At 40.7% G+C, this 25,889-nt stretch carries 29 protein-coding genes and 1 riboswitch; of the genes, 25 read left to right on the top strand and 4 right to left on the bottom strand.

The window, feature by feature from the left end; translation table 11 throughout:
* Nucleotides 1–6: 6 nt before the first annotated feature.
* Entirely contained in the window at nt 7–2,046 is a 2,040-nt protein-coding gene (locus tag MNQ98_RS11675; protein ID WP_241933313.1) for an endonuclease MutS2, read from the bottom strand.
* 610 nt (nt 2,047–2,656) lie between these two features.
* A riboswitch (cyclic di-AMP (ydaO/yuaA leader) is annotated at nt 2,657–2,797 on the top strand.
* Nucleotides 2,798–2,804: 7 nt separating this feature from the next.
* On the opposite strand from MNQ98_RS11675, the gene MNQ98_RS11680 reads away from it, so the two are divergent.
* Nucleotides 2,805–3,674, top strand: a complete 870-nt coding sequence (locus MNQ98_RS11680; RefSeq protein ID WP_241933314.1) for a C40 family peptidase — start codon at nt 2,805–2,807, stop codon at nt 3,672–3,674.
* A 147-nt stretch (nt 3,675–3,821) separates the two neighbouring features.
* Here MNQ98_RS11680 and MNQ98_RS11685 read toward each other — a convergent pair whose 3' ends face one another.
* The gene (locus tag MNQ98_RS11685; RefSeq protein WP_241933315.1) at nt 3,822–4,094 is read right to left on the bottom strand and encodes a GNAT family N-acetyltransferase; all 273 of its coding nucleotides are present in this window, start codon (nt 4,092–4,094) and stop codon (nt 3,822–3,824) included.
* Between the two features lie 129 nt (nt 4,095–4,223).
* Here MNQ98_RS11685 and MNQ98_RS11690 point away from each other — a divergent pair, with 129 nt between their 5' ends.
* From MNQ98_RS11690 to MNQ98_RS11730, 9 genes are all read left to right on the top strand, one after another.
* Complete coding sequence (locus tag MNQ98_RS11690) at nt 4,224–4,556, top strand: hypothetical protein (protein WP_241933316.1); 333 nt, start codon at nt 4,224–4,226, stop codon at nt 4,554–4,556.
* A 256-nt stretch (nt 4,557–4,812) separates the two neighbouring features.
* Nucleotides 4,813–5,763 carry a carbohydrate ABC transporter permease gene (locus tag MNQ98_RS11695; RefSeq protein WP_241933317.1) on the top strand — a complete coding sequence of 317 codons (951 nt, stop codon included), beginning with the start codon at nt 4,813–4,815 and terminating at the stop codon, nt 5,761–5,763.
* A gap of 57 nt (nt 5,764–5,820) precedes the next feature.
* The gene (locus tag MNQ98_RS11700; protein WP_241933318.1) at nt 5,821–6,690 is read left to right on the top strand and encodes a carbohydrate ABC transporter permease; all 870 of its coding nucleotides are present in this window, start codon (nt 5,821–5,823) and stop codon (nt 6,688–6,690) included.
* Between the two features lie 42 nt (nt 6,691–6,732).
* Entirely contained in the window at nt 6,733–8,112 is a 1,380-nt protein-coding gene (locus MNQ98_RS11705) for an extracellular solute-binding protein (protein WP_241933319.1), read from the top strand.
* Nucleotides 8,113–8,128: 16 nt separating this feature from the next.
* Nucleotides 8,129–9,091, top strand: a complete 963-nt coding sequence (locus MNQ98_RS11710) for a Gfo/Idh/MocA family protein (RefSeq protein WP_241933320.1) — start codon at nt 8,129–8,131, stop codon at nt 9,089–9,091.
* A 183-nt stretch (nt 9,092–9,274) separates the two neighbouring features.
* Nucleotides 9,275–9,808 carry an HAD-IIIA family hydrolase gene (locus tag MNQ98_RS11715; protein WP_241933321.1) on the top strand — a complete coding sequence of 178 codons (534 nt, stop codon included), beginning with the start codon at nt 9,275–9,277 and terminating at the stop codon, nt 9,806–9,808.
* A gap of 133 nt (nt 9,809–9,941) precedes the next feature.
* Nucleotides 9,942–10,424, top strand: coding sequence for a hypothetical protein (locus tag MNQ98_RS11720; protein ID WP_241933322.1), 483 nt, complete (start codon nt 9,942–9,944; stop codon nt 10,422–10,424).
* A gap of 308 nt (nt 10,425–10,732) precedes the next feature.
* Entirely contained in the window at nt 10,733–11,395 is a 663-nt protein-coding gene (locus MNQ98_RS11725; protein ID WP_241933323.1) for a hypothetical protein, read from the top strand.
* A 158-nt stretch (nt 11,396–11,553) separates the two neighbouring features.
* Nucleotides 11,554–11,907: a hypothetical protein gene (locus MNQ98_RS11730; protein ID WP_241933324.1), complete on the top strand. Its 354-nt coding sequence runs from the start codon at nt 11,554–11,556 to the stop codon at nt 11,905–11,907.
* Nucleotides 11,908–12,443: 536 nt separating this feature from the next.
* Here MNQ98_RS11730 and MNQ98_RS11735 read toward each other — a convergent pair.
* Nucleotides 12,444–13,505: an acyl-CoA dehydrogenase family protein gene (locus MNQ98_RS11735; RefSeq protein ID WP_241933325.1), complete on the bottom strand. Its 1,062-nt coding sequence runs from the start codon at nt 13,503–13,505 to the stop codon at nt 12,444–12,446.
* A gap of 203 nt (nt 13,506–13,708) precedes the next feature.
* Nucleotides 13,709–14,245, bottom strand: coding sequence for a DUF4242 domain-containing protein (locus tag MNQ98_RS11740; protein WP_241933326.1), 537 nt, complete (start codon nt 14,243–14,245; stop codon nt 13,709–13,711).
* Nucleotides 14,246–14,374: 129 nt separating this feature from the next.
* Here MNQ98_RS11740 and MNQ98_RS11745 point away from each other — a divergent pair, with 129 nt between their 5' ends.
* The 15 genes from MNQ98_RS11745 to MNQ98_RS11815 all read left to right on the top strand — a co-directional run bounded on the left by MNQ98_RS11745 (nt 14,375) and on the right by MNQ98_RS11815 (nt 25,843).
* Nucleotides 14,375–14,827, top strand: coding sequence for a winged helix-turn-helix transcriptional regulator (locus MNQ98_RS11745; RefSeq protein ID WP_241933327.1), 453 nt, complete (start codon nt 14,375–14,377; stop codon nt 14,825–14,827).
* A gap of 193 nt (nt 14,828–15,020) precedes the next feature.
* Nucleotides 15,021–15,812 (top strand): ABC transporter ATP-binding protein, encoded by a 792-nt coding sequence (locus MNQ98_RS11750; RefSeq protein WP_241933328.1) that lies wholly within the window; start codon nt 15,021–15,023, stop codon nt 15,810–15,812.
* 17 nt (nt 15,813–15,829) lie between these two features.
* Nucleotides 15,830–16,810 carry an ABC transporter substrate-binding protein gene (locus tag MNQ98_RS11755; RefSeq protein WP_241933329.1) on the top strand — a complete coding sequence of 327 codons (981 nt, stop codon included), beginning with the start codon at nt 15,830–15,832 and terminating at the stop codon, nt 16,808–16,810.
* Nucleotides 16,811–16,855: 45 nt separating this feature from the next.
* Nucleotides 16,856–17,620, top strand: coding sequence for an ABC transporter permease (locus MNQ98_RS11760; protein WP_241933907.1), 765 nt, complete (start codon nt 16,856–16,858; stop codon nt 17,618–17,620).
* Between the two features lie 144 nt (nt 17,621–17,764).
* A complete protein-coding gene (locus MNQ98_RS11765) occupies nt 17,765–18,568 on the top strand; it encodes an alpha/beta fold hydrolase (RefSeq protein WP_241933330.1) in 804 nt (267 codons plus the stop codon).
* A 167-nt stretch (nt 18,569–18,735) separates the two neighbouring features.
* Nucleotides 18,736–19,686, top strand: coding sequence for a LacI family DNA-binding transcriptional regulator (locus tag MNQ98_RS11770; RefSeq protein ID WP_241933331.1), 951 nt, complete (start codon nt 18,736–18,738; stop codon nt 19,684–19,686).
* A gap of 292 nt (nt 19,687–19,978) precedes the next feature.
* Nucleotides 19,979–20,533: a GNAT family N-acetyltransferase gene (locus tag MNQ98_RS11775; RefSeq protein WP_241933332.1), complete on the top strand. Its 555-nt coding sequence runs from the start codon at nt 19,979–19,981 to the stop codon at nt 20,531–20,533.
* Nucleotides 20,534–20,645: 112 nt separating this feature from the next.
* Complete coding sequence (locus MNQ98_RS11780) at nt 20,646–20,801, top strand: YHYH domain-containing protein (protein ID WP_241933908.1); 156 nt, start codon at nt 20,646–20,648, stop codon at nt 20,799–20,801.
* A gap of 96 nt (nt 20,802–20,897) precedes the next feature.
* A complete protein-coding gene (locus tag MNQ98_RS11785) occupies nt 20,898–21,185 on the top strand; it encodes an antibiotic biosynthesis monooxygenase family protein (protein ID WP_241933333.1) in 288 nt (95 codons plus the stop codon).
* 177 nt (nt 21,186–21,362) lie between these two features.
* On the top strand, nt 21,363–22,118 hold the full coding sequence (locus MNQ98_RS11790) for a Nif3-like dinuclear metal center hexameric protein (RefSeq protein WP_241933334.1): 756 nt from the start codon (nt 21,363–21,365) through the stop codon (nt 22,116–22,118).
* 25 nt (nt 22,119–22,143) lie between these two features.
* Nucleotides 22,144–22,626 (top strand): GNAT family N-acetyltransferase, encoded by a 483-nt coding sequence (locus MNQ98_RS11795; RefSeq protein ID WP_241933335.1) that lies wholly within the window; start codon nt 22,144–22,146, stop codon nt 22,624–22,626.
* A gap of 127 nt (nt 22,627–22,753) precedes the next feature.
* Nucleotides 22,754–23,854 carry a DNA polymerase III subunit beta gene (gene dnaN, locus MNQ98_RS11800; RefSeq protein WP_241933336.1) on the top strand — a complete coding sequence of 367 codons (1,101 nt, stop codon included), beginning with the start codon at nt 22,754–22,756 and terminating at the stop codon, nt 23,852–23,854.
* Nucleotides 23,855–23,917: 63 nt separating this feature from the next.
* Nucleotides 23,918–24,526: a hypothetical protein gene (locus MNQ98_RS11805; protein ID WP_241933337.1), complete on the top strand. Its 609-nt coding sequence runs from the start codon at nt 23,918–23,920 to the stop codon at nt 24,524–24,526.
* A gap of 355 nt (nt 24,527–24,881) precedes the next feature.
* On the top strand, nt 24,882–25,352 hold the full coding sequence (locus tag MNQ98_RS11810; RefSeq protein ID WP_241933338.1) for a hypothetical protein: 471 nt from the start codon (nt 24,882–24,884) through the stop codon (nt 25,350–25,352).
* Nucleotides 25,343–25,843 carry a hypothetical protein gene (locus tag MNQ98_RS11815; RefSeq protein WP_241933339.1) on the top strand — a complete coding sequence of 167 codons (501 nt, stop codon included), beginning with the start codon at nt 25,343–25,345 and terminating at the stop codon, nt 25,841–25,843. The genes MNQ98_RS11810 and MNQ98_RS11815 overlap by 10 nt, the downstream gene beginning before the upstream one ends.
* Nucleotides 25,844–25,889: the final 46 nt, after the last annotated feature.

Raw genomic sequence — 25,889 nt, forward strand, 5'->3', positions numbered from 1 at the left:
CCTCCTTTAAGATTCAGGTTTTATTTCAATGGTTAGCCCCTCGACATGCTTTCGGTTCATCAACTTCCGTTTCTTGCGGTTCTCTTTACTCTCAAAAACGATATCCATGTCATAGTCTTCAGGATACAGATCTTTACCTGCAATATGCAGTGTGAGGCGTTTGTGGTTGATTTTGATCTTTTGTTTTTGGATCATCACGCCAACCATACCGCGCGAATCTTGAGCTTCACAGACGATACCAGTCCTGTTCAAGGACGATACGTACACGCTGTCCCCAAGCTGATAAGCAGGGGTTTTTGGGCTATGATTTTTCTCTTGATTTTGATCTTCGCTGCAAGCTGTTTTTTCGGGTATACCTTCTAAACTCTGGCTTTCCTGAACAGAGAGAGTGTCAGAATCGTGGGTTTCCCGACCTGATAAATCATCCGTATCGCATTTGCCAGCAAGTTCATGAGTCTCATCTGTATGAGATTCATTCGTGGTGACGTTGTAACTGGGGAACATCGTATTTTCATGACCTACTCCAGCTTCAGATATTTCTCGGGAACGTGCAATGATTGCTGAAGGAATCCCCAATTTCTCGGCAATGACAAATGCATAGCTTTGTCCGGCTTCCCCGATTTTCAACCGGTATTTTGGTTCAAGTGTCTCCGTGTCAAACTCCATCCGCGCGTTTTCGAACCCAGGAGTTATACGTGCAAAATTTTTGATTTCTGTAAAGTGAGTCGTAACAACAACCGTAGCCCTGCGGCGATGCAGCTCTTCCAGCACGGCGATCGAGAGGCCGATACCTTCTCCAGGGTCCGTGCCTGAAGCCATCTCATCCAGTAATATCAGTGTTTTGTCATTGGCGGTTTGTAATATGTGATTGACGTTTCTTATATGAGCCGAAAAGGTGCTAAGCGCATGTTCAATACTTTGACCGTCTCCGATATCGACTGAAATCTGTTCATATATGCTGCATTGACTGCCTTCTTGAACAGGAATGAGCAGACCCGACTGAACCATCATGGTTAACAGACCAACGGTTTTGAGTGTTAATGTCTTACCGCCTGTATTCGGACCTGTTATGATCAGGGACTTGTAGTTACGACCGATTGCAAAATCCAGTGGGACCATACCCGGCCCCAACAGAGGATGGGTGGCCTGCTTGAGCGCAATGATCCCTTGATCATTAAGTTCGACGTTTCGTCCGCTGATGGACAGGGCGTATTTACCTCTAGCGATAATGAAATCGTACATTCCGACAGTATCTGCATTCAGTTTCAATTCGTGACTGTATTTCTCAGCCATTTCGGTCAATGCACTGAGTACTTTGGTCTCTTCCCGGGCTTCTTCGGTTTGCAGAAAGCTCAGTTCCTGCTGGAGGCTTGTGACATCGCTCGGCTCGATGTAAACCGTCTGTCCGCTTGCCGATTCATCCAGCACGACCCCGTTAACTTGCTTGCGGTGTTCTTTCTTGATGGGCAGAACATACCTGCCGTTACGTTTACTGACCAGACTTTCCTGCATGATGGCTCGGTGTTTGCTGAGTAAACTGTCGAGTTTTCGCTTGACTCGCTCTTCAGATACAGCGATTTTTTTGCGGACTCTCGCAAGTTCCTTACTTGCACCATCAACAACACGGCCGCTATAAATACAGCGTTCGATTTCTGAGAGCAATGAAGGGAGTTCATACATTGAAGAGGCGTATGAGGCTACCATTGGAGCAATTTCGCTCTTGGTGGCCATATAACGTATGAGCTGTCTGCAGCTGCGCAGAAATTGCTGAATATGGCCGAAGTCGCGTTCAGTAAGCACATAACCAGTCCCGAGCAGTTGCTGGACAGGTTCTATCCCCTCTAAGGAAGGGATCGGTATACTTGCCCCTGCACGGAGCAGTGTACTAGCTTCAGAAGTTTCATCCAGCCTAAGCCGGATTGCTTTAATCTGGGTGAGAGGGGTCATCTCACGAATGTGATTTTTCCCGAGATATGAGACGGCAAAGCGTTCCAGTTCGGTTTGGACCTTGTCGTATTGCAGCAATTTCATTGTAGCTAAATTCATTTGGGATCAAACTCCTTTGTATTGGTGTATATTTGCCTGAAAGAGCCCGTGAAAAACAAAAAAAAGGCAGAGAATGAACGTAGGTTCACTCTCTGCCTTTAGTCAGTCCGCCTTGAAGTTGATCGTCTCCACAGGAAATAAAGCTGCCAGCACTTACTGTACGCAGTCCTATTTACCAAAAAATCCGTGCTGAACTCAGCACGGATGAAAAGACGCCAAAACAGGATAGACCTCCCGGGCTTCAATTGATATCCGTTGTTCTTAACTAATTACACAGATGGAAAAAACCATAAGAAAATAAACATAGCCTTTTCAGGCCATGAAAAAAAGGAATTTTCCAATCGTATGAAATTTGGTTAGTTAAGAACGACCACCGACATCAAAATCTCTCCTTATTAAGAGGGTATGACATTAATATACGGTTTACTTTTGGAAAAAGTCAAGCTAGAATTCCCATGGGAAATTTTATATGTGACTAAATAGTAATATAAGTATCGAAAAAGTATCAATTCCGCTCCAAAAGTTACAATCTGTTCATAATTTCATAAAATAGACACAATTTCGACCTATATCAAAGAGCTGGGTATGTTACTTTAAAATAGTTAGCTTGGTTTATTTAGTGCTGAATCCAGACGAGCATAACGTTTGGTACGGGGGAGCTTTATATGGGGTGAATGTTTCTTCTTGTAAACTAGGAAATACCTCTTTCCGAATCCGTCAACTAACCTCGGAAGCAACAGGGAGGATAACATAACATCATGAATAACTTACTGAAATCGGTATTACTTTCAGGGGCGATTGTCGTCTCAACATTAGTTCTTAGTCCTGACTACGTGAGCGCTGCTACTTCTTCAATTAAGGTACAAATTAACGATTCCTTAGTTTCTTTTCCAGACGAGCAACCTTTTGTTGACAGTAAAGGATTCACTCAGGTACCTATTCGAATGATTGCAGAGAAGATGGGCTCTACCGTTGAGCATGAGAAGCTTAGTTCTTCAAGATCCAAAGTAACGATTAAAAAGGGAAGCAAGACTATCGTACTCAAATCCGGCTCCAATATAGCTTTAGTTGGTTCTAAGCAAGTTGTAATGGACACAAGCATGCGGGTCGTTGATGGCCGTTCTTTTGTGCCTGTTCGGTTTGTCTCGGAAGCGTTCGGCTATTCTTTGAAGTGGGATTCTAGAAATAAAATTGCGATCATCAGTACTGATGGCAAAAATCATGCTCCTGCATGGACAGCACCAGTACATAACAGCTCCAAAGGAAATCAGGTTGTTTCGATTGCTAAGCAGTATCTTGGAACCAAATACATATGGGGAGGCGCCTCGCCATCCACCGGATTTGATTGTTCCGGTTATGTGAAATATGTGTATGGCAAGATGGGTGTCAGTCTACCTCATAGCTCCGTATCGATGCATAACAATTACGGAACTCCAGTGTCAAAGAGCAATCTAAAACCAGGGGATCTCGTATTTTTCATTACCAACAAAGTTTCAACATCTCATGTAGGCATTTATATCGGTGACAATAAATTTATTTCTGCCACTAGCAGCGGAGTAACGATTGCCAGCATAAACAGCTCCTATTGGGGACCTAAATATAACGGCGCAAATCGGATTTTTAAATGATCTCTCATAACAAAAAAAGGGGTTGTCTTCTGGTCATCTGTGATGACTTTCGGGACAGCCCCTTCTTTACGTCCATACGACAAATCTTTTCCCAAATTAGGAGACGCTAAAAGACTAAATCGTTTTTTTATTACGAAAACAGAACATTTATTGTAATACATCACGATCTTCTGGAAACTTGTCGAAATGATGCTCTGCATAAGAACAAGAAGGAATAATCTTCAGATTCTCACTGCGGGCGTGGCTGATGACTCCACGGATTAGCTGCTCTGCAATTCCTTTTCCGCGCAGCGATGGGGATACAAATGTGTGGTCGATACTGATGACCTGAACTCCCATCGGTGAAAATGAAACCTCGGCTGTTGTAGTTCCTTTCTCCTCGAAATAAAAACGCCCATTCTCTGATCTCATTTCGGACATATAATCTCCTCCTTTATTGGGACTACTTTACCCTAATCTGCCTGCCCTTAAACGAAAAACAAATAGGCATACACCCTGTATCTGGCATATGCATACAATGAGGGTAAGGACGATTAAAGGAGTGAACATATGACAACAACATACCCGAGTCACCATGTCGTTTACCAATGCGATGAACATACCGCACATTCGATGAAACAACATATGGAAAAAGTACATCATGCGATGAAAAACGTGGTTAATCGAAAAGTGCAAGTCCACACGGTGCACAATGAGATTATCGTGGGTGTCGTAGTAGGGGTGGATGTGAATTTTGTGTATTTGAGTATGGATCCACCTGATAGCATGCGTGGTTTCTATCCAGGATTTTCCCCCGGTTTCAACCCGGGACCTTATGCGCCTTTCAATCCTATTCTACCGTTGGCCTTGTTTAATTTGCTGACAATAAGCCTGCTGTTATAAATAGGTCCGCAGGATGGAAGGAATTGCAACCAGAACCTGCGGAAATCCCGCAGTTTTTTGGTTTTTTTTCGAAGAAACGCTCTTCATCCTTATGTAGGATGCCAGATACGTTTCTTCTTGCGGTAATAAATTGACGTATAAAAAAAACAACATATTCCGGATTCGTCCACATAACCATTTACAGAATGGATTAGAGCGAGCGTGCATCCATTCGTCATTCAATCCGGATCTCAATCTAGAGAGGAGGAGGGGCTGTTTGTCATCCACCCCAGAAGGGAAATACCTTTCCAATCAAAGGACTATGTCTAAGAGGAAGTTCAGATTTACACGAAATGATTGGATGGGTTACTTGTTTAGTGCTCCTTTGATTATCGGTGTGCTTGCTTTTGCCATTTATCCGATGTTTGCTGCTCTGTTTATGAGTTTTCACCAGACATCAGGTCTTGCTTTGAATGGAAAATGGGTAGGTATGAGTAATTACAGTTATGCCTTAGAAGATTCTTTATTTTGGCAAGCGCTTACAAATACGTTTATGATGGGCATCTGGTCTGTACTGCTTGGTATTGCCTTGTCGTTCATTCTCGCAAGTCTGATTAACAACTTGAAATGGCATCTGGGAAAAAATTTTTTCAAAGCGGTCTACTTTCTTCCTAATGTAGTATCTGGAGTCGCAACAAGCCTGTTATTCTCATTCTTGTTTTTTCCTTCAAAGGAAGGGTTGATCAACTTCGTGATCAGTTTTATCGGTCTCGAGCCGGTTGGCTGGTTTACGAATCCGGAAGTTTCCCGGTACAGCATTGTGTTGATGAGCCTATGGGGTGCGCTTGGCTATAACACAATCATTTTTTTGGCTGGATTGCAAAGTGTTCCCCGTGATCTATATGAAGCTGCAGAAGTGGATGGAGCGGGTACGTACCGTAAGTGGCTCTATATTACCATTCCTTACTTGCGGCCCATATTTGTCTTTATGCTCATTATGGGAACTATCGGCGGTATGAAAAGATTTACAGACGTTTGGCTGATCGGAGGTACAGCCGGTAATCCGGGAGGCAGTCTGATGACGGTCGTGCTGTATATTTACCGCAATGCATTTCTGGCTTCACAGATGGGGCTTGCCACGGCGGTGTCTTATCTGCTGTTCCTGATTATCCTCGTGCTGACGGTATTTCTCATGCTTCTTAACCGGCGTAAAGACAGTCTGGATTAACACAAGGACCGTATTTGAATAAGTGAGACCGTCAGTAAAAAGGATAGGAGGGAAATCATGGCCGATACAGTAATACCCAAAGTAACCGTTCGCCGCAAAAGGATATCTTTAAGTCAGCTTATACTGACCATTGTTCTGTTTTTAGGTTCGTTTCTTATGATTGTGCCGTTTCTCTGGATGCTTGTAACGAGCTTCGATTGGGGGGCGCGGCTTAATATATCGTTTCCACCCAAGATTTGGCCCGAGGAACCGTCGATTAGGACATTCGAAGCGGCTTTCACCAATATTAAAATGTTCAAATATATCGGCAACTCGGTCTTTGTCAGCGGTGGGGTCATTATCATTAGTTCGCTTTCAGCCTTGTTGTCGGGCTATGCCTTATCCAAGCTCCGCTTCAAAGGGGCGAACCTGGTGCTGTTGCTCGCGCTGAGCACGATGATGATTCCATTCGAGATGACGATGATTCCACAGTATTTGCTCTTCAGCAAGTTAGGTCTTGTTGATAATTATCTCGCATTTTATCTTCCTGCGATGAACTATGCATTTGGAACATTTTTGGCCAAAGCGTTCTTTGACCAGTTGCCGAGCAGTTTAAGGGAAGCAGCCGTACTGGATGGAGCCAAGGAAATCACCGTGTTCAGCCGGGTCTACTTGCCGCTGTGCACACCTATTATTGCAACCATGGTCATTTTACTGTTTCTTGGTGTCTGGAATGATATGTTGTGGCCGCTGCTTATTTTGAAGACTGCTGCTAAATACACCATACAAATCGGTTTGGCTATGTTCACGTACAACAATGGTATTAATCAACAACCGGCTATCATTATGGCCGCGACGACGATAAGTCTTATTCCGGTCGTTGTCGTGTATTTATTCCTTCAGCGTTATATCATCGAGAGCATTGCTTTATCCGGCATCAAGCAGTAAAGAGCAAATAGAAAGTCTATTACTTTTGGAGGTGTAAAGGTTATGAAGAAGGCTTTGTTACTCATCATGTCCTTCATGCTCGTGTTTACAATGGCCGCATGCTCGGGTAGCTCAGGGAAGGATGTAACTGGCGGCGTCAAAATTGAAAAAGTGTCTGACATGTCAGGCACGGTTCGCGTTGCATTGGCCGGCTGGCAGCTCGAAAACGGAATTGATGCATTGACAGGAAATCCGACGATTGGCCTGAATGAGTATCTGGATAAAACGTTCAAAATCATGTACCCGAACATTAAGCTCGAGATTTACCAGATTCCGTGGGAGAACGTGAAGGCGAAACAATCGGCGATGCTGCTCTCTGGAGATGCGGATATACTCTATACAGGCGGAGCTTTTGCCTCCCAGTGGTATCAGGAAGGACTGCTGCGCGATCTGGATGATTTGATCGAAAAAGATAAATCATTTGACCCGAAAATTTATTTGGAAGGCATCATGAACAACTCCTATAGTACCAAATCACCTGATGGAGCTAAACAATTCGGCATTCCTGCAGTTCTTGGGCGGAGAATGACGATCTACGACAAAAAACTGTTTGAAGATTGGGGAATCGAAGCGTTATCTGCGAAGGCGACTCCAGAAGAAATATTGGATAAGGCTAAAAAAATGACCGGTAAAAATCCAAAAACGGGAGAAGACAACTTTGGAGTGTACTGGAGTGGTAACTCGCTCAATGGATCGACATTCGTAGCTCTTACCTTGGCTTTTGGCGCAAAGGGTGCAGAAGGTTCTCTGAAGGACACCAAGAATATTAAGTGGCATTTGAATACACCAGAGATGGTAAAGGTGATGGAATGGCTCAAAGAAGCGGCAGCACTTCCGCCAGCAGGCTTTGTGAATGCTCAAGGTGCTGAAAACTTTGGTCTGGAAAAGAATAATATCGCCATCGCCCTGGATTCTACGGGTGGTTCTACGATGAGTGAATACCGTACCAAACAGAATAAGGAGCTGTTAGACCGTTTTGAACCGGTATTGAATATGGGACCAAAGGGTGAAGGCTGGGTTGCTGTGGATCCGTTTGTCATGGCGAAAAATGCAAAGGATACAGATGCTTCATGGGAAGTGTTAAAATTCCTTTCTGGTTATATGACTCAAAAATATATGTATGAGACTTTCTCTTATACGCCTACCCTTAAAAATGCTGATTTTGTGACAGCGGAAGATAAATTTGTGAAAAAGGCACTCGAGATTGCAGAGGTCGGTCATTCTGAATTGATGGATGAGGCCAATCCATTCTATATGAGCGATATTGCGCCAGCGGTAAACGGGTTTATCAGCCAGGCAGCATCAGGTAATGCACCGGATATCCAGAAGTTCCTGGATGACTTGCAAGCACGTGCAGAAAAATGGTCGGCCAATCTGAAATAACCAAGGGGGACTGTCAATGATTCGCATAGGCGTTGTCGGTGCAGGGGTTATCGCTGCAGAACATTTTAAGCATATTCATGCAAATGAGAGAGCAGAGTTGGTCGCCATATGCGACATCGTACCGAATCTGGCTGAAACGGCTGCCAATCAATATGGAGCCGCGGCTTACACTCAGGTGAGCAGCATGTTGGAGAAGGAGAACTTAGATGCGCTGTTTATATGTGTACCTCCATTTGCGCACAACGATATCGAAGAACAGGCTGCACGAAAGGGTATCCATCTCCTTGTGGAAAAGCCGCTTGGTCTAAACATGGCACAGGTGAGACAGAAAGCAGCCGTCATATCGGAAGCGGGAATACTGACAAGTACAGGATATTGTCTGAGATACATGGAAACAGTGCAGCGTGCGAAACAGTATCTAGCTGGAAAAGAAATCGGTATGGTTCGTGCACACCGTTTCGGCGGCTTACCTCCTTCAGCTTGGTGGATCAACCATGCCAAATCGGGCGGGCAGCTTGTCGAGCAGACGACGCATAATGTGGATCTGATGGTGTACTTGGCTGGTGGAGTTCGAAAAGTGTATGCAGATATGGCCTTGTTGCTGAATCGCGATGTTCCGGGTATTACCACGCCGGATGCCGCCTCCGTTAATCTAGTCTTCACATCCGGAGCGCTTGGACATATCGATACCGGCTTTCTACCGCAGCCGGATGACCGGTCGTCCTTCGAGATTATGGGCCGGGATTTCCGCCTCTCCATTGACGGCATGAAGCTTACGATAACAGAACCGGGAAGAACGATAACGTGGCAGGGAACAGGAAATTTTTATAAGCAGCAGGATGATGCATTTATTCGTGCTATTGAGACTGGAGATAACAGTCTGATCCTTGCTTCGTACGAAGAAGCTATGCATACACTTGAAGTAACTCTGGCTGCCAATGAATCAGCGGAGACTGGCTTACCAGTGATGATTATATGAGCTACTTTGCATAATATTCCATTAATAAGAAAAAGTGACGAACATATTTCTTATTTCCGGCCTAAACGGCCGGTTTTTTTGTGCATACCGATAAGTTTTGAAACAATGTATAATCGATGGCGAGGGGAAAACAAAGCTCGGTATTCGCATCTTTCAATAGCTATTCCATGGGAGGTATATGTGATGAATTGTTATCAAGCTGTATTTATCGATCGAGATGGTACTATTGGTGGAACGGGGCATTTTATTCATCCGAGAGATTTTACAGTGTACCAAGGTGCTCAAGAAGCGATTCACGAACTGAAAGAAGCAGGGTTAAAAGTATTTGCTTTTACGAATCAGCACAGGATCTCACGAGGACAAGCTACCATAGAGGAATTTAAACGACAGTTTGATGAATACGGCTTTGATGATGCTTTTATATGCCCACATGGCAGCAACGAAAAATGTGATTGTAAAAAGCCGGGTACAGGGATGTTACGAACAGCAGCTGAAGAGTATGGATTGGATTTGTCCAGATGTGTTGTCATAGGTGACGTGGGAGACACGGATATGATGGCTGCACATGCTGTTGGAGCTAAGAAAATACTCGTAAAGACCGGCTGGGGGGAAGAATCACTGAATACGTATAGAGACAGATGGATAGATGTTGAACCCGATTACATTGCAGATCATATCCGAGATGCTGTGACATGGATTCTTAGGAGCGATACATAATTTAATTCAATCAGATACAGCGAAATAAAGGCGGAGGACATGTATTTCTGTGGAATGATTTCTCTGATGATGCTTGGTTTGTTAATTTTGGCCCATTATAGTATTTAAGAGGTGAAAGGAGCCAAAATGATATATGGGAAACACAATATCGTTGCCTAAAAACCAACGGGGTATCGTGGATTCGATATCGATGTCTAACGGATTAATGTCAGTATTCATTGAAGTCCTTGTAATAAGCGGATCAATCATTGCTGAGAGTAATCGTGAAAGAGAGCTGATCATTTGGTTAGCTCAACGAGATCAATCGGTTGTAGGAATAGGTACGGTTGGTTTTGATATTGATGAGATGCCGTGGACTTTGGATCATTTCATATCCGAAAAGGAGTTTCTGGTTCGAACCATTACTGCTGCTACTCGTGGTATGGGGTGGGATCGATTAAGTTATGAGCCACGAAAAGATTGGGTAATCGATAAACTTGATCATTTTAAGACAATGATAGACGCGTTTAATAGACAGTTTATTAATATGAATCATTATTTTGAGTGGTCAAAAATTGATGAGGACGATGAAAATCCAACCATACCTTATGATATCCTAAATGTGAGAAGCATTTAGTATACTTGTCGTGTCATGGTTGTATTTTGTGTAATAACGAGAGTTAGAGACAAAATAATTGATTATCAATAATATCAGTGTGGACCGCACTCTGCCTAACTTCGGATAACATACTATTAACACCGAAAATATATGATAGGAGTGAACTTTGTCCGGATCAAGTGACATGGTAAATGCCATTTTACAGGTTGGTGGATCACCGAAATTCACAACATATTCAGGGCTTAAACGAGATACGATAGTTGGGCAAGATTAATGCCATGCGTTAAATTTTTTCGATGGCAGAAATATAAAGGAGGTAAACACAATTGCCTTGGCCAATGGTTCATTTTGCAATTGCTATACGACTGTCTCTATCCAATCCTTCTCCTCATTTTTTATTGGGCAGTATTGCACCAGACGCGATACATATGAGAGAACATGTGACCAGAAAAGAAAAAGGAGTTACTCATTTTGTGAGTGAAGACATACTTCCAAGTGTCGAGGTCATAAAAGAGAATTGTTTGCGTTATTTGAGTGTTAACACGGAACAAAATTGGAGAGATTTTATTCTGGGCTACTTTGCTCATATATATGTAGATTTAAGGTGGACTGAGAATGTATATATTGAGTTCGAGAGTAATTACCTCGGAGATAGAAAAGACATTAGGCAAACATATAATCGTGAAATGAGTCAATTAGAGTTTAATTTGCTGAGATCTGAGAAGGGAGCTCACAACGCGATTCATAGATTACAGCAGTCTGAAGCATATTTAGTAGAACCATTAGTCACAGAGAATGAAGTAAATCAATATAGAGATTTAAAGATAGGATGGCTTCAGGACGTTGGGAATGAGCCTAAGATTAAGCCGATCTATTTTTCGAAAGAAGTAGTAGAGAAGTTTATTGCCAACACAACCAATGAATTAAAGGCATTATTTCATGATTGGGGCATACAGTTTCCTGGGAAAGAAACCAAAATGGATTGCTAATTTCATGGAGGAGGTTACTTATGGGAATTTATAATTCAGAAATTTAATATATATGCATTAAATCATTATTTTGATATAATAGTTAAAATATTACTTTTTAATCTGACCACATACCTTTTCTCTACTGATACTCCATAACAAGAAGGGAGGTGAATTTAGTGAAAAAAGTAGTGATGATCTTATTACTAGCGTGCTTCTCTTTCTCTACTAGCGCATTTGCTGCCTATACTGCAACATCACATGATTTGACAGTTAGCCAATCTGCTCAATATAAATTAAGTGTTGGACTTTGGAGCTCTACGAATGAAACCGTTGAGTTATCGCTTTATTCCAAAGGGCCCTCCGGTCAACTTAATAAAGTCTTCTCGATTACCGCAAATATTGGGCCAACCTCTTCAAGTCCTGTCGAGTATTCAGTAGGTTATCTTAGTCCAGGAACTTATGTCCTTAAAGGAGAATTCCAAGGATCTTATGGTAGTCTAGGACCTATTAGTTTGAATCAAGTCTATTAGTAAAATGCATAGAAATTAAAACGGCCAAGCGTATTGTTTCAATCGTTTGGCTGTTTTAATTTCTTAGTAAATAGCCATGGTCACTTATTTTCATGAAAGGATCATTTTATCTTAATTGTGAATTAAAACTCCCTTTTCTTCTACTTTATAATCTTGCTTCTAAAATACTTACCTTACACAACCCAATAAGTCCAATGCCACAACGACAGATAAGATTTTGTTTGTCTCGGATAAGATATCTTGGGAATTACCGGGGGAACATACATACCTACAAGAAATGAGAACAAAAGTGTACGAAAATGAGATAGACCAAGCTATACTGATTTATCTTAATTACATTTGGGACCAAAGAAATAAGCTAAAGTTAGTACATCCATGGTTAATACAGGCGAGGGAAGAGCTCCTCTTGAATGTCTAATAACCGAAGGTAAAAAAAGCCTGATTTCTCGCTTACAGTAGTGAGAAATTAGGCTTTAATCATTTCATGAAAGTGCTAGTTTAAAGTCCATAAAGATGATGCTACGAATGACTTTCTTTTATGAATGAAGAGCTTTTTCCAAGTGTTTCACGGTTGGTGTTAAGTTGGCAAAGAAATATGCTTCGCGGAGTCTGCGTGAGGGTGCGCTGTCTCTTAAATATCCTGCACTACCATTGTGAAGCATACTGGCTTGAACAGCTTCAAGTGTAAGATATACGGTTTCAAGGCGAATTCGAGCAACCTCTTTCCAATTCAGCGTTTCATTACTGAACAAGTCTTTAACCTTTTCCTGTAATTGACGTTCGGCCTCTTGCAAGTCACATGATTGTTTTTTTAGGAAACGATTACAGCCGTTTTGCTTTTGCCCTACTTTTTCAATCGAAGAGATTGAAGCTTGTGTCACACCGAGGCCAAGTGGAATTTGATATGAAATGAAGGCGGGCCGAATCTGTTCCACAAACGCAGATGCATTTTCAGACAAAACCAATTCATTAGGCACAAATACTTCATTAAAGGAGCAAGCATATGTTGCACTACCATTGACGCCAAGATACTCGACTTTTTCTTTCAGCTTTAATCCTTCTGCATCACAAGGGATGAAACACATAATGAGCTTGTTCTCATCAACACCCGCAATAACACCAAACCAATGCTGCTTCTCACCAAGATTGGAAACAGAGGGGAGAACACCGGAAAGAATATAACCACCTTCTGTCGGTTTCGCATTTAAGTGCAGTTTTTCAAGTCCAGCATAATATTTCATCGGGTTGGACAGGCCTGTTCCGCCTAAAATATCCCCACTCTCGAGTGATGACAGAAACTTATTTTTCAATGTTTCATTACTTGTATGGCGTACATAAGTTAGAGCAGCGAGGTGGCACCAGAGACAAAAAGCAGTGGTCATGCATATTTTTGCGGTTTCTTCTACCACACGCATCTCACTCAATAAAATTTCCTGTTGAGACTTATTCGTGGATGACAGCAATCCAGCTTCCCCAAGTTTTCTTAGAAAGCGATCTGCATAATAAGCCTCAACATCTATTTTTTTCACATAAGGTTTTAGCTCTTCTTCAATTACCCTTTCGAGCGTGTGCCTCTTTTCGACAACGTCCCTAAACATAATTACCACTCCTGTTGTGGTCAAAATAGTTATTTCCCATCAATTTAGTTGGTTTTAAGTTATTTTATTATACTGTATAGAAAAAAACAACCATCAATCCATGTTTTGACATTGAATTTTTCGAAGGAATAGCAACATTGTTGAAAATAGAGGCAGTAAATCAGATATCTGATTTACTGCCTCTATTTGGACTGCTTATGCGCTCAACGCTCATCTGTAAGAATTTCTGTAATCGAATCAATTGGTGTTTGGACAGCTTCGCGTGCTCGCTTAACAGCTGCTTCATCAGGTGCATCGTAGAAGCAGAGGCATTTTGTCATATCTTCACACACGTAGGTTCTTGCAAACGCTACTTCTGGAACTTCTTGATAATGCACAGAGTTCTTTTTCTTTCTAGCCAAATATTGATCCATCGTTATATTCTCCGGTATATTCCACTCAACCAAGTAGTTCACCACATCGTTGTTCTGCTTCACATCTTCAAGTTCTTTTCCTACAAGACGAACCTCTTTTACAAGTTGTACTGAAATACCAGCTGCATTCAATATGTCAGTCGCCGTATTTTGATCTTCCGCTTCAACAATGAAGAAAGAACGAGAGAAATCTTTCGATACTTGTAGTTCGATTAAAGATGAATTTTGTTCATTTAGTTTCGCTTGAAGTGCAGAAGCCTTTTGATTCAATTCATCTTTAGTTGACACAATTTCTTGTAATGATGATTCAATTAAGAAAAGTCCCATAGTAAACCCCTCGCTTTTATAAGATTTAGATTACTTAAAGTTATATTATTATACTCAGTTGAAAAAAACAACTTTGTTTTGATATTTAATTTTATGATAAAATGAACGAAATAATGGAGGGGTTACCTAATGAAAACGAGATATAACATTCCGTGCAACATTGCTCAGTCACTCAATATTATCGGAGATCGTTGGACCTTATTGGTTGTCCATGAAATTTTGAACGGACATACAATGTTTAATGAAATAAAAAAAGAGCTGGATGGAATATCCTCAAATCTTTTATCTGAAAGACTGAAATATCTAGAAGAAGAAGGACTTATTAAAGCAGAACTATATTCTCAGCATCCACCTCGGTACCGTTATACGTTGACAAAAAGCGGCGAAGAGTTAGAGGATGTCTTCAATTCTCTTATTATTTGGGGTAGCGGTAATTTGAAAAAATGTTATAAAAAGCTGGTTGATTCCACTACGGAAGAAGAGGTAGGCATCGCTTATTACAATAAAAGAACAGGGGAGCGCGTTGAACATATTAAAGTGATTCCCATTGAAAATAATCTTCAAAAAGCCGGAGAGCATTAGCTCCCGGCTTTTTTTAGCATTTTTTAAAATAGTTTCTCGATATGATTGAAAAAATGAACAAAGTATAATAAAATGACTTACATCGATTAAATCATACTATTCTTATGGGGATTTAAATGTTTCGTAAAGCCTCTTTATCGGATCTGGATTTTTTAGATGACTACATAGCTCGATTATCAGGGGAGGTGAAAGAGTGGAGTTACAAAAACCGCAGATTATTAAAATTGAAAATTTGAGTAAGAGCTTCAGAAATAAGAATCAAGAAATTCCCGTCCTAGCGGACATCTCGCTTGAAGTAAAACAAGGTGAAATCATATCCATTTTAGGCGAAAGCGGCTGTGGCAAGAGTACTCTTCTCAATATCATTGGAGGGTTTGAAAGAGCCGATAAAGGCCAAGTGTTACTCGACGGAGAGTTGGTGGATCAGGCAAATCGTAAATGTATCATGTTGTTTCAAGATTATGGCCTGCTACCCTGGCGATCTGTTCTTAAAAATGTTGAATTAGGTCTGGAAGGTTTGAAACTTCATTCTGCAGAACGAAAGGAAAAGGCACTTCATTACTTGGAGTTGGTGGGATTACAAGGGAAAGAAAACCTGTTTCCCCATGAGCTGTCTGGAGGAATGAAACAGAGGGTGGGCATTGCCAGAGCACTTGCACTACAACCAGAATTGATATTGATGGATGAACCTTTTGCAGCTTTGGATACGTTCAATCGCTACTATTTACAAAATGAGCTTCTGCGTATCCAGCGTCAGGAAAAAACAACGACCATTCTGGTCACCCATGATATTGATGAAGCCATTTATTTGTCAGACCGGATTTTTATTATGCATCCCAATCCGGGGCACATTCATAAAGAGATAAACATCTCTCTCTCGAAACCTCGAGACCGCAGCGACAGTGATTTTCAGCATTATCGGAATGTTATTTTTGAGGAATTCCATTTCAGTCGACCTGACAAACCAATCGAGTTTAATATTTAATCGAAAAGGAGAACTTCATGAAAAGGATTATTAAATCAGGAGCATTTCTCTTTCTATCTGCAGTTTTGCTATTTACGCTGGCTGCCTGTGGGGCGGGAGGAAACGACAAATCCTCTGGAAGTGCCCAAGGTGAACAACGAACGATTAAAATTGGATATTTGCCGATTACCCATGCGGTACCGTTGTACATTGAAAAGGAACAGGAAAAGTATAACAATTTCAATCTTGAGCTCGTGAAATTTGGTTCGTGGCCCGAACTTGTAGACGCCCTGAACACAGGGAATATTGACGGGGCTTCCATGCTTGTTACCTTGGCCATGAAGGCGAAAGAGCAAGGAATTGATCTAAAAGCAGTCGCCTTAGGCCATCGGGATGGGAACGTACTTGTAGCCGCAAAAGATATTAACAGTGTCGCAGATTTAAAGGGCAAAAATTTTGCAATACCTCATAAGTTCTCAACTCATAATATATTGTTATACCAAATGCTTAAGCAAAATGGACTAAAATACAGTGACGTAAATCCAGTTGAGATTCCGCCAGCTGAAATGCCGGCGGCCCTAGCTGAGGGCAGAATTGCAGGGTATGTAGTCGCAGAACCTTTTGGAGCAGCTTCAGTTGCGATTGATAAAGGGAAGGTGCTTTTTCAGGATAATGAGATATGGAAGAACTCCATTGATTGTGCACTAGTGCTGCGCGGTGAATTTATTGACAAAGAAAATAAGATTGCTCAAGAGTTGGTTGATTATTATGTGAAAGCTGGTGAAACAGCTGAGCTAAAGGATGCACAAACACATGAAATGTCATCACATTATATGAAAGTGAATAAAGACGTTATGGATTTATCCTTTCAATGGATCGCTTATGATGATTTGAAAATCCATGAAGAAGACTACGAGGAGTTAACAAAGAATCTTGTTGAGATGGGTTTGCAGGACAATCCGCCATCCTATGCAGATTTTGTAGACAATTCCTTGTTTGATAAAGTGAATCAACCATAGGGGGATTTACTGCCCGTTAATCTGCGATAAAGCGATGTGAAAATGATGCTAAAAACAAAAAATGTGATGAATGTAATCATTGGCTTCGTTATTTTAATAGCCGTATGGCAAGCGATTATTATGATTGGAAAATACAATTCGGCACTTTTTCCGACACCTATACAAGTATGGGAGGGAATCCTATCGCTTGTTAAAGATGGCACTTTGTTTGTTCATTTTCAAGTGAGTATGATGCGGTTTTTGACAGGGTATCTTTCGGCGGTTGTGTCCGCCATTGTTTTAGGTCTTATTTTTGGGAGAATTCCTGCATTATGGGGAGTGATCGACCCAATTGTCCAGCTGCTTAGGCCGGTTTCTCCGATTGCATGGTCACCCTTTATTGTTCTATGGTTTGGTATAGGAAATATGCCGGCCATCGTCATTATTTTTATCGCCGCCTTTTTTCCAGTATTGCTATCGACGGTGGCGGCTGTACGGAAAGTTGAAAAGACGTATTTGAAGGTTGCTCAAAATTTTGAGATTAAGAAGTTTGAGCTATTACGAAAAATCATCTTTCCAGCTGCGTTCCCTTATATTGCGAATGGGCTGCATATTGCTGTAGGAACTGCGTGGATTTTTCTTGTTGCAGGTGAGATGATTGGGACGCAGTCAGGTCTTGGTTATTTGATTGTCGATGCCAGAAATTCTTTGAGACTTGATTTGGTGATGGCTGGTATTTTGTTTATTGGAGTAGCTGGGCTACTTCTGGATAAAGTCGTAGGGCTTTTTGAAAACTGGATTAATCGTATTTGGGGAAGGGCTAGCGTTTAATAAGTTTCTGAAAAGGCCTCAAACTAGGCAGTAAAAAGATGACTTCTGAATTCAGAAGTCATTTTTTCTGCCCATTGATGACGTGTTGAGTTGTATAATACAATATATTACATGACTTGATTTTTTAGATGGAGGCTGTATGTAATGCGTAATAAGTATGAAACGATAGGGACGAACGGTTCAGAAATCCGCGGTAGTTATACGGAAAGTCTCTATACCTATAATAACTGCAGGCTGTACAGTAAATATTTTCGGAAAAGTACACCAACCGTCATCTTCATCGCCGGATTAGGTGATAGCCATGAGACATGGAATGTGGTTCAAGACCGCATATCGCAGGAAACGTCAACCTTTTCCTATGACAGAGCTGGTGTTGGCAGGAGCCAAGCGGCGTCCGTACCACGAACTTGTCATGATCTGGTCGAGGAGCTCTCCGAACTGTTGCTGGCACTTGACGTGGAACCACCCTATATTTTGGTGGGACATTCTTTTGGCGGTTTAGTCGCCAGGTTATATGCAAGCCTTTATCCGCAGCTTATTTCCGGCATAGTTCTTGTTGATGCGGCGCCTGAATATAAAGAACTAGCGTATGAAAAGGTTTTGCCAGAAAAGCTGGCTGCTGGAAATAGGGAATATTTCGAGAATCCTATGCTGAATAGTGAGAAAATCGATAAACCACAGAGTTATAAACAAATCGTTGATCATTTCCGGCAAAGCGATATTCCGCTCTCTATTATTACACGAGGCTTGCCGGATATGGGGGACGGGGAATGGCCCTCTCAAGAAATATTGGAAATTGAGCAAAGGCTGCAGACTGATTTCCAGCGACTGTCAACGTCAAGTAAGCAACGGATTGCTGGTCGCAGCGGGCATTATATTCATCACGATGAACCGGAAATTGTGATTGAGGAAATTTTAATCATGTTGAACGGGATGAAGCAGAAATAGCTACTGCTTTATCCCGTTTTTTATGTTGAGCCGACACATGGTTTAGAATAATTCGGTGCGCGAAACTGCAAAGATGGTTCATCTATGTTACATTGATAGAAGTGGCATCAGACATTCAGTGATATGAGGGTAGAAGCAGATCATTTTTACATTGGGAGAAGGTTCCTATGGCTAACATTAATGAAATAGCTAAGCAAGCAGGAGTATCTGTATCGACTGTATCAAGAGTGCTTAATAATCATCCGTATGTATCTGAGGATAAACGGGCAGCTGTTCAGAAAGTGATTGATGAATTGGATTATACACCAAATCGGGCTGCCATCGATTTAATCCGCAGGGAAACGAGAACGATTGGTGTCATCATGCCTTACAACAATAATCAGGCGTTCGATCAGTTGTTGCATGGAGTTCTCAATATGTCAATCGAACAGGATTATTCGGTTACGGTCCTGCCAACAAAATACAATAAAGATAAAGAAATCAGTTATTTGAACATGCTTAAAAATAAACAGCTAGACGGTATTATCATCACTTCACGAAGTAATGATTGGGAATCGATTGTTCCTTATACGAAATATGGAACGATCGTTGCATGCGAGTATACCGATCATCCCGAAATAGGATGTTCATATCTTGACCGTTATTCATCTTATCTAGATGTATTTCAACTGCTCAAAGAGAAGGGGCATACAACGGTAGCCTTTACAACTGCAAGAGGGCTTGAGAGCAAAAGCACACAACAAACGATTGCTGCTTACAAGAACGTGTTTGGTGAATTACGAACGGAGCTTCACATTTCGGATTGTTATAGTATGGAGGATGGGAGTAACGCAGCAAAGAAGTTGCTAAGCATCAATCCTAGTCCAACGGCCGTTTATGCTAATGGAGACGAGGTGGCAGGAGGCTTCTATCAGTACGCTCTTTCAATTCAGCTAAAAGTACCTGATGATCTAGCGATTATTGGACAAGAGAATCAGCCCATTGGAATCGCTTTAGGTCTTTCTACTGTAGATCATCAATTAGTCAAAGTGGGTGAGCAAGCTTTCAACCTCATTATTAGTAAATCCTTAGACAAGCATAAAATACCATATCGAATTATTCACCGTTTATCAATTTGAGAAACCGCTGGATATCCTTACACTGCTCCATGAAGAAGGAACTGTAACTAGGTAACCACTAATGGGATAAATCATTCAATGGTAAATACCCTTTTATTATGAAGAAAAAGTATTTTTTAAAGGTCGTCGTTGAATAAAGCAAAAAAAGAGCTATTATCAGCTCTTTTTTTGTTGTCATATAGTCACGAAAACAATCTAACTGGCCGAGTTATAACGATGAGATTGCAGCATGGGATTCATTCATTGAAAATAAATCTGCTCAACTTCAGAGCTTAAGGAAAAGAGGCTGATTATGGATATTGAACTACACTCTCAAAGATTAATACTAAAATCTATTGACGAATCTAAAGCGATGCAAGTCTTGGATTATGTCGTGAGGAATAAGGAGTTTTTAGAAAGGTGGGAAGTTGTTAGAAACGCCGATTATTACACCGCTCAAACACAAAAAGAATTAATTTTAAGCGATAAACTAAATATGGAAAAGGGACAACTGGTTAAAGTATGGATGTATAAAATAGATGAACCGGACAAAATTATTGGATCCATTACACTAAGCAATATTGTTAAGGGAGCATTTTTATCTTGTCACCTAGGCTATCGTTTGGATCAGGAAGAGAACAACCAAGGTTACATGACAGAGGGGATCAAATGCATGATCAATTATACGTTTGACGTATTAAAACTTCATCGGATTGAAGCCAATATCATGCCAAGGAACGAAGCTTCCTTGAAAGTTGTGCAAAAGCTAGGATTTTATCATGAAGGTCTTGCCCAAAAATATTTAAAGATAAACGGGACATGGGAAGATCATATACATATGGTATTACGAAATCATGAAATGGAGTAAGAGTTTTAAAAAAACTATATCCTGGATATGGAATATATTGTAGAATAGTGGGGATTGTAATAGACCCTAAAGCATAGGGTAAATACAGGGAGAAGCCATGAAAAAGATCATAATGCTATTTATAGCACTAGCCGTACTTGTCGGAACTTCATCTGCTGCTTACGCACATTCAGGAAGAACCGACAAAAATGGAGGGCATAAATGTTCAGCAAAATCAAAACAAAAAGGACTATGCACCGGGTATCACTATCACAAGAAGAAAAAATAATGCCAAAGATAGCGGTTTTAAAAAATAAACCCAGCTCAAGATAATTCTAGGCTGGGTTTGTCATTTTAGAGTGAATGGAGAAGGGAGTGGCTTACTATGATTTTAGAAGTTGCCATATTACATATTAAGAACGGGTTAACTCCAACATTTGAAACCGCTTTTAAAGAGGCGTCAGCCATCATTTCCATCATGAAGGGATATATCAATCACGAGTTACAAAAATGTATAGAAGATGATCATAAATATATATTGCTTGTAAGGTGGGAGCATTTAGAGGATCATACTATCGGTTTCAGAGGTTCCCCGGAATATCGGGAGTGGAAGAAGCTGCTTCATCATTTTTACGATCCTTTTCCAACAGTAGAGCACTATACCGTCATTTGAATTGGGGAGTTAATCAATGGAACAAGTCATTTCGTAAGGGGAAATGGCGAGCAGGTACGAAGCTAGACATAAACATGACCGGGTTCTATATACAGCGGGTAAGGAAACCTTTATTCAAGAAGTTATTAATAAGGCAGCAGAAGAGTTCGGCACAGGAAAGTAGATGGAGGACGATCAATGAACAGAGTTCAATTGAAGGAAACTTTGGAATTGCTATTCGGCGATTTGCTTCAGGCTTTTGAAGAAGGAGATGAATACGCTTTTTATCCCTACGGTCCAGAAGAGATTAAACGTATTGGGTATGCGACTAACATTACACCAGATGTTGTTCAGCAAGCAGCTGAGAAAAAAGTTCAGCTACTCCTTACACATCATGATGCATGGGATTTTGTTTATGGCATGAAAGAAGAGTGTCATCATCTATTGAAGGAACACCAAATGAATCATTTTTTTGTACATTTACCATTGGATTATGCTCCGTTTGGTACATGTAACTCGTTATTTAAAGAGCTCGGAATGGAGAGTCTGGTGCAAGTCTCATCACATCAAGAAGGAAGAAGTATTCCTGGTATAGGTGAACTAACGACGCCTATCTCATTTGAGACGTTTGTAGATAAAGTAAAAACGGTGCTTGATGAAGATGTAAAGTCGTGGAAAAATTCAGATCGGCTCATTAAGCGGGTAGGAATCGTGACGGGTGCAGGGAATGGCACAGACCAAATTCGAGATGCGGTTAACGGAGAATGCGATGTGTATATTACCGGTGAGAAAAACTTATACACGGTACAATATGCGCAATATGTGAAGATGAATTTAATTGTCGGCAGCCATACCTTCACCGAAATATTTGGGGTAAGATCGTTAGCGGAAAAGATAGCAGAACATCATCCGAATATCGAAATCGTACAGTTAGCAGAGGAACATATCGAATAAGCAAACATAAGGAGAAGGAACAGTAATGATGTATAACTTTAAACCGATGACCAAGCACATGGCTGAGATGATAATGACATGGGAGTATCCAGCGCCCTATGACTTTTATAACTTTGATTCAAGTGATGAGTCCATGGAAGAATTAATGAATGGTGAGTATTATGGTGCTTTTGATCATCAGAATCAGTTAGCTGGATTTTTTTGCTGCGGTAATAGTGCAAGACTACCTGGGGGATATGATGCTGGAATATATGTAGAAGAGAATCGACTAGACATTGGACTTGGTATGAAACCATCATTGACCGGAAATGGTCAGGGAAGTTTATTTGTTGCGGATGGGCTGCAATTCATGAAAGAACGTTATAAACAAGACCTATTTAGGTTGGCTGTTGCCACTTTTAATACAAGAGCTATAAATGTATACAAAAAGAATGGATTCGTAGAGCGGGACACTTTACTTAGCAAAGTTCATGGAACAGATGTACAGTTTCTATGCATGGAAACATAGAAATAGACTTGAGATAAAGAAATATAGAGGTTGATTTATTGGGGGACTTTGTGAAGCAAAGGGTTTTGCAGAACAGGTCCTCCAATTTTTCTTTAGAGATGAAAGCCCAATAACAGGAGGATGCCAGATGAAGTTTATAGTTGCAAAAGATGCATTGGTTCTTCCTCTGCAGCACATCTCAAGGATAGCCACCTCCAAAGTTATTCCCATACTTAGCGGAGTCCTAATCACAGTAGAACCGGAGCGGATTTTATTAGTAGGCGGCGACTCTCATAATATTTTGAGATATGAGTTGAGTAATGACAAGTTTAACTATATTCAAGCTGGCTCGATTGTGTTGCCCATTGCTAAATTTCATGAGATCATCAAAAAGATGGATGGAGAGACCATAGAGGTCGAATTAATAGATCACACCAGTGTAAACATTGTATCTGGAAGTTCAAAGTTTCGATTGATTGGAATGGATGCAAGCGAGTATCCTGAGGTCAGAATGGAACACAGCAGTAAAGGGTTCACAATGAAAGGGGAAATCTTGAAAGACCTGATTCAACAAACGATTTATGCAGTTTCCACCAGAGAAGAGACTCCATTGTTAACTGGGGTTCATATAAGAATGAACGATGATTTTATTTGTTTTACGGCATGTGACAGACATCGAGTAGCCAGAGTTACTGAACAATTGCCTACAGATATTTCTGAGAATAGAATCATTTCGGGGAAAACATTAATAGAGATCAGAAACATGGTAAAAGATGAGCTACCTGTACGTATAGACTTTCTGGAACACCATGTTGTTTTCAATCAAGGAACCTTTACGTATGCGGTAACACCATTAGAGGGAAGATACCCGGATATAGAAAGAATGATCTCGATGGAACCCAACACCAAAGCCATTGTGTCTACTAAAGATCTATTGCGAGCACTTGAAAGATCGATGATTATCTCCGACAATGGCAATGGTTTTATTACGACCATGCAAATAAGAAACGGTTACATCAACATCTATTGCCAGAGTGAAAATGGTAACTTGGATGAAAACATCACGCTTGAGAGCTTAAATGGGAATGACTTCAAGTTTAATTACAATGTGAAATATGCAATAGATGCTTTAAAGACGATAAGAACAGAGTATACGGCCATTTATTACAGCCTTAATCAAAAAATGATCATATTCAAACCCCACGAACAAGAGAACAATTTACATTTGATTATGGGTGCGATGAAGTAAAACCTAACAGGAGTAAAAGGAGAAATATAGCTATTTATCTCAATAAGGAGTGTCGTTTAAGCTATGAAAAAACTTTTTGTAATGTGTATGATCCTGTCATTTGTGATAGGGTGCGGCGATGAAACCGGTGGTACACAAACTCAGAGCATCGAAAATAAGGTTGACGCAGCATTTGCTCCTTCAGAAGCGGGGAAATCAAGTGCATTAACAGATGATTTTTCGGACATCTCATCTTCGGAATGGGGTGAATACATCAAGGTGGTTAGAGAGTATTTGCATCTCAGAACGAAAGCAGTCCTTGAAAAAGATATAAACGTTCTATGGAAGCAGTTCCCCCAGTTAGCACTTAATATGGATCAGAATACGGGCATTAATATCGAACAGCAAGAGTTAGATCACTTAAAATCATTTAACCTATTGGATGCTAATTATAACGAAGAGAGTAATGACCGAATTCAAGTTAAAAAGCTTGGCAGCAATAAAGCCGTTGTACTTGTTCACACGGAGATTACTTACTTATTGGATAATTATGATATTTCTGGAGGGGAGCTTATCATTAGTCTACACGTTCAACGAAACCATGAGACAGACCCATGGGCCGTTGTTAAAACCGATGAATATACACTCCCGGAGTATAAAGAATGGGTGAAAAATAAACAATCGAAATCATGATAAATGTGAATGCGAATAGCAGCAGACAAAAAATCGATCGCTGTTCTGGGCGACCGATTCCGCTTCATCTCCTTACGGTTTTTTATAACAAAACGCTTGTTCATTTGAAAATCTCATTTGCCAAATGACCGGCTGAGAAGGACTTTGCTCCCGGCCTGTTGTTTGGCTTTTTTGTCTTTATTGAAGAGATGGAGAAGGAAGTAGGTTGATGGAAATACCAGGAAAATACGGAGCGGGCGTGGATTTTTTGTTTAGCTGACCAACATTAGTTATGGATGAGGTGTTCTAATAGTAGAAGATAATTTTTATCAAGATACTCTTCGAAATGTATCGGATTATTGAAGCTGAGGAGTTGATGAAGATAGAACGTATTTTTAAGGCGAAGTATCCTTCAGGAATTTTTACTATGATATTAATGTTAATATTTATTGGAACAAATTCCCGTCTATACCTTGTTGAAAGAACCAATCGGGATAATTTCGATGTTTTTATGAGTTATTTTGGAATATTCTTAATAGTTTGTTTCTTTGCTATTTTGATATTCACCATTATAAGAATGTTTATAAAGCCGTTTACCATGCAAATTAGTCCGGAATCGCTGAAAGTAAAAAATAGGGAGCTTAAGCCTTCAGATATTAAGGAGATCAGAGTGCAGGGAGACATTAAATCGCTCATCGGGATTACACCCATAGGTAAAATAATTACTCCTATTCATTTTTGTTTTCGATTTATAGAGCAAGAGGATGAAGCCATTAGGGAATTAACGGAATGGGCGAGCAAACATCAGGTGAAACTGTCACATAAGCAGGTAAAAAAATGGCTTTAGCTAAAGTTGAGGAGTTGAGAGATATAGAAAGCATATATAAGGCAAAGAACCCATCAGGAGTTAGGATGATTATAGGCATGTTGCTCCTGATTGCATCTCAATTATTCTCGTTGTTTATGATAAGTATCGATCGAGATGATCCTTTTGATATGTTATTTTTCTGGACAAAAGTGGTTATCATCAGCTTCTGCTTATTTTCTATGACTCTTACCATTACTAGAATGTTAATGAAGCCATTTACCACGCAGATTAGTCCGGAATTACTGACAGTAAGAAGCAAGGAACTTAAGCCTTCGGACATCAAGGAGATCAGAGTGCAGGGGTACTTCAGACCACTCATCGGCATTATACCTGTGGGTAAGAGAATTACCCCTATAGATTTTTGTTTTCGATTTATAGAGCAGGAGGATGCAGCCATCAAGGAATTAAGGGAATGGGCTAGCAGACACGAGATAAAGATGAGTAACAAACATTTTATGAGATGGATCTAATTATTTCATTTTCGATAGAAGATGCTTTTTATCATGATGATCACTT

Origin of the sequence: Paenibacillus sp. N3/727, from assembly GCF_022637315.1 — a bacterium.
GTDB lineage: Bacteria > Bacillota > Bacilli > Paenibacillales > Paenibacillaceae > Paenibacillus_AQ > Paenibacillus_AQ uliginis.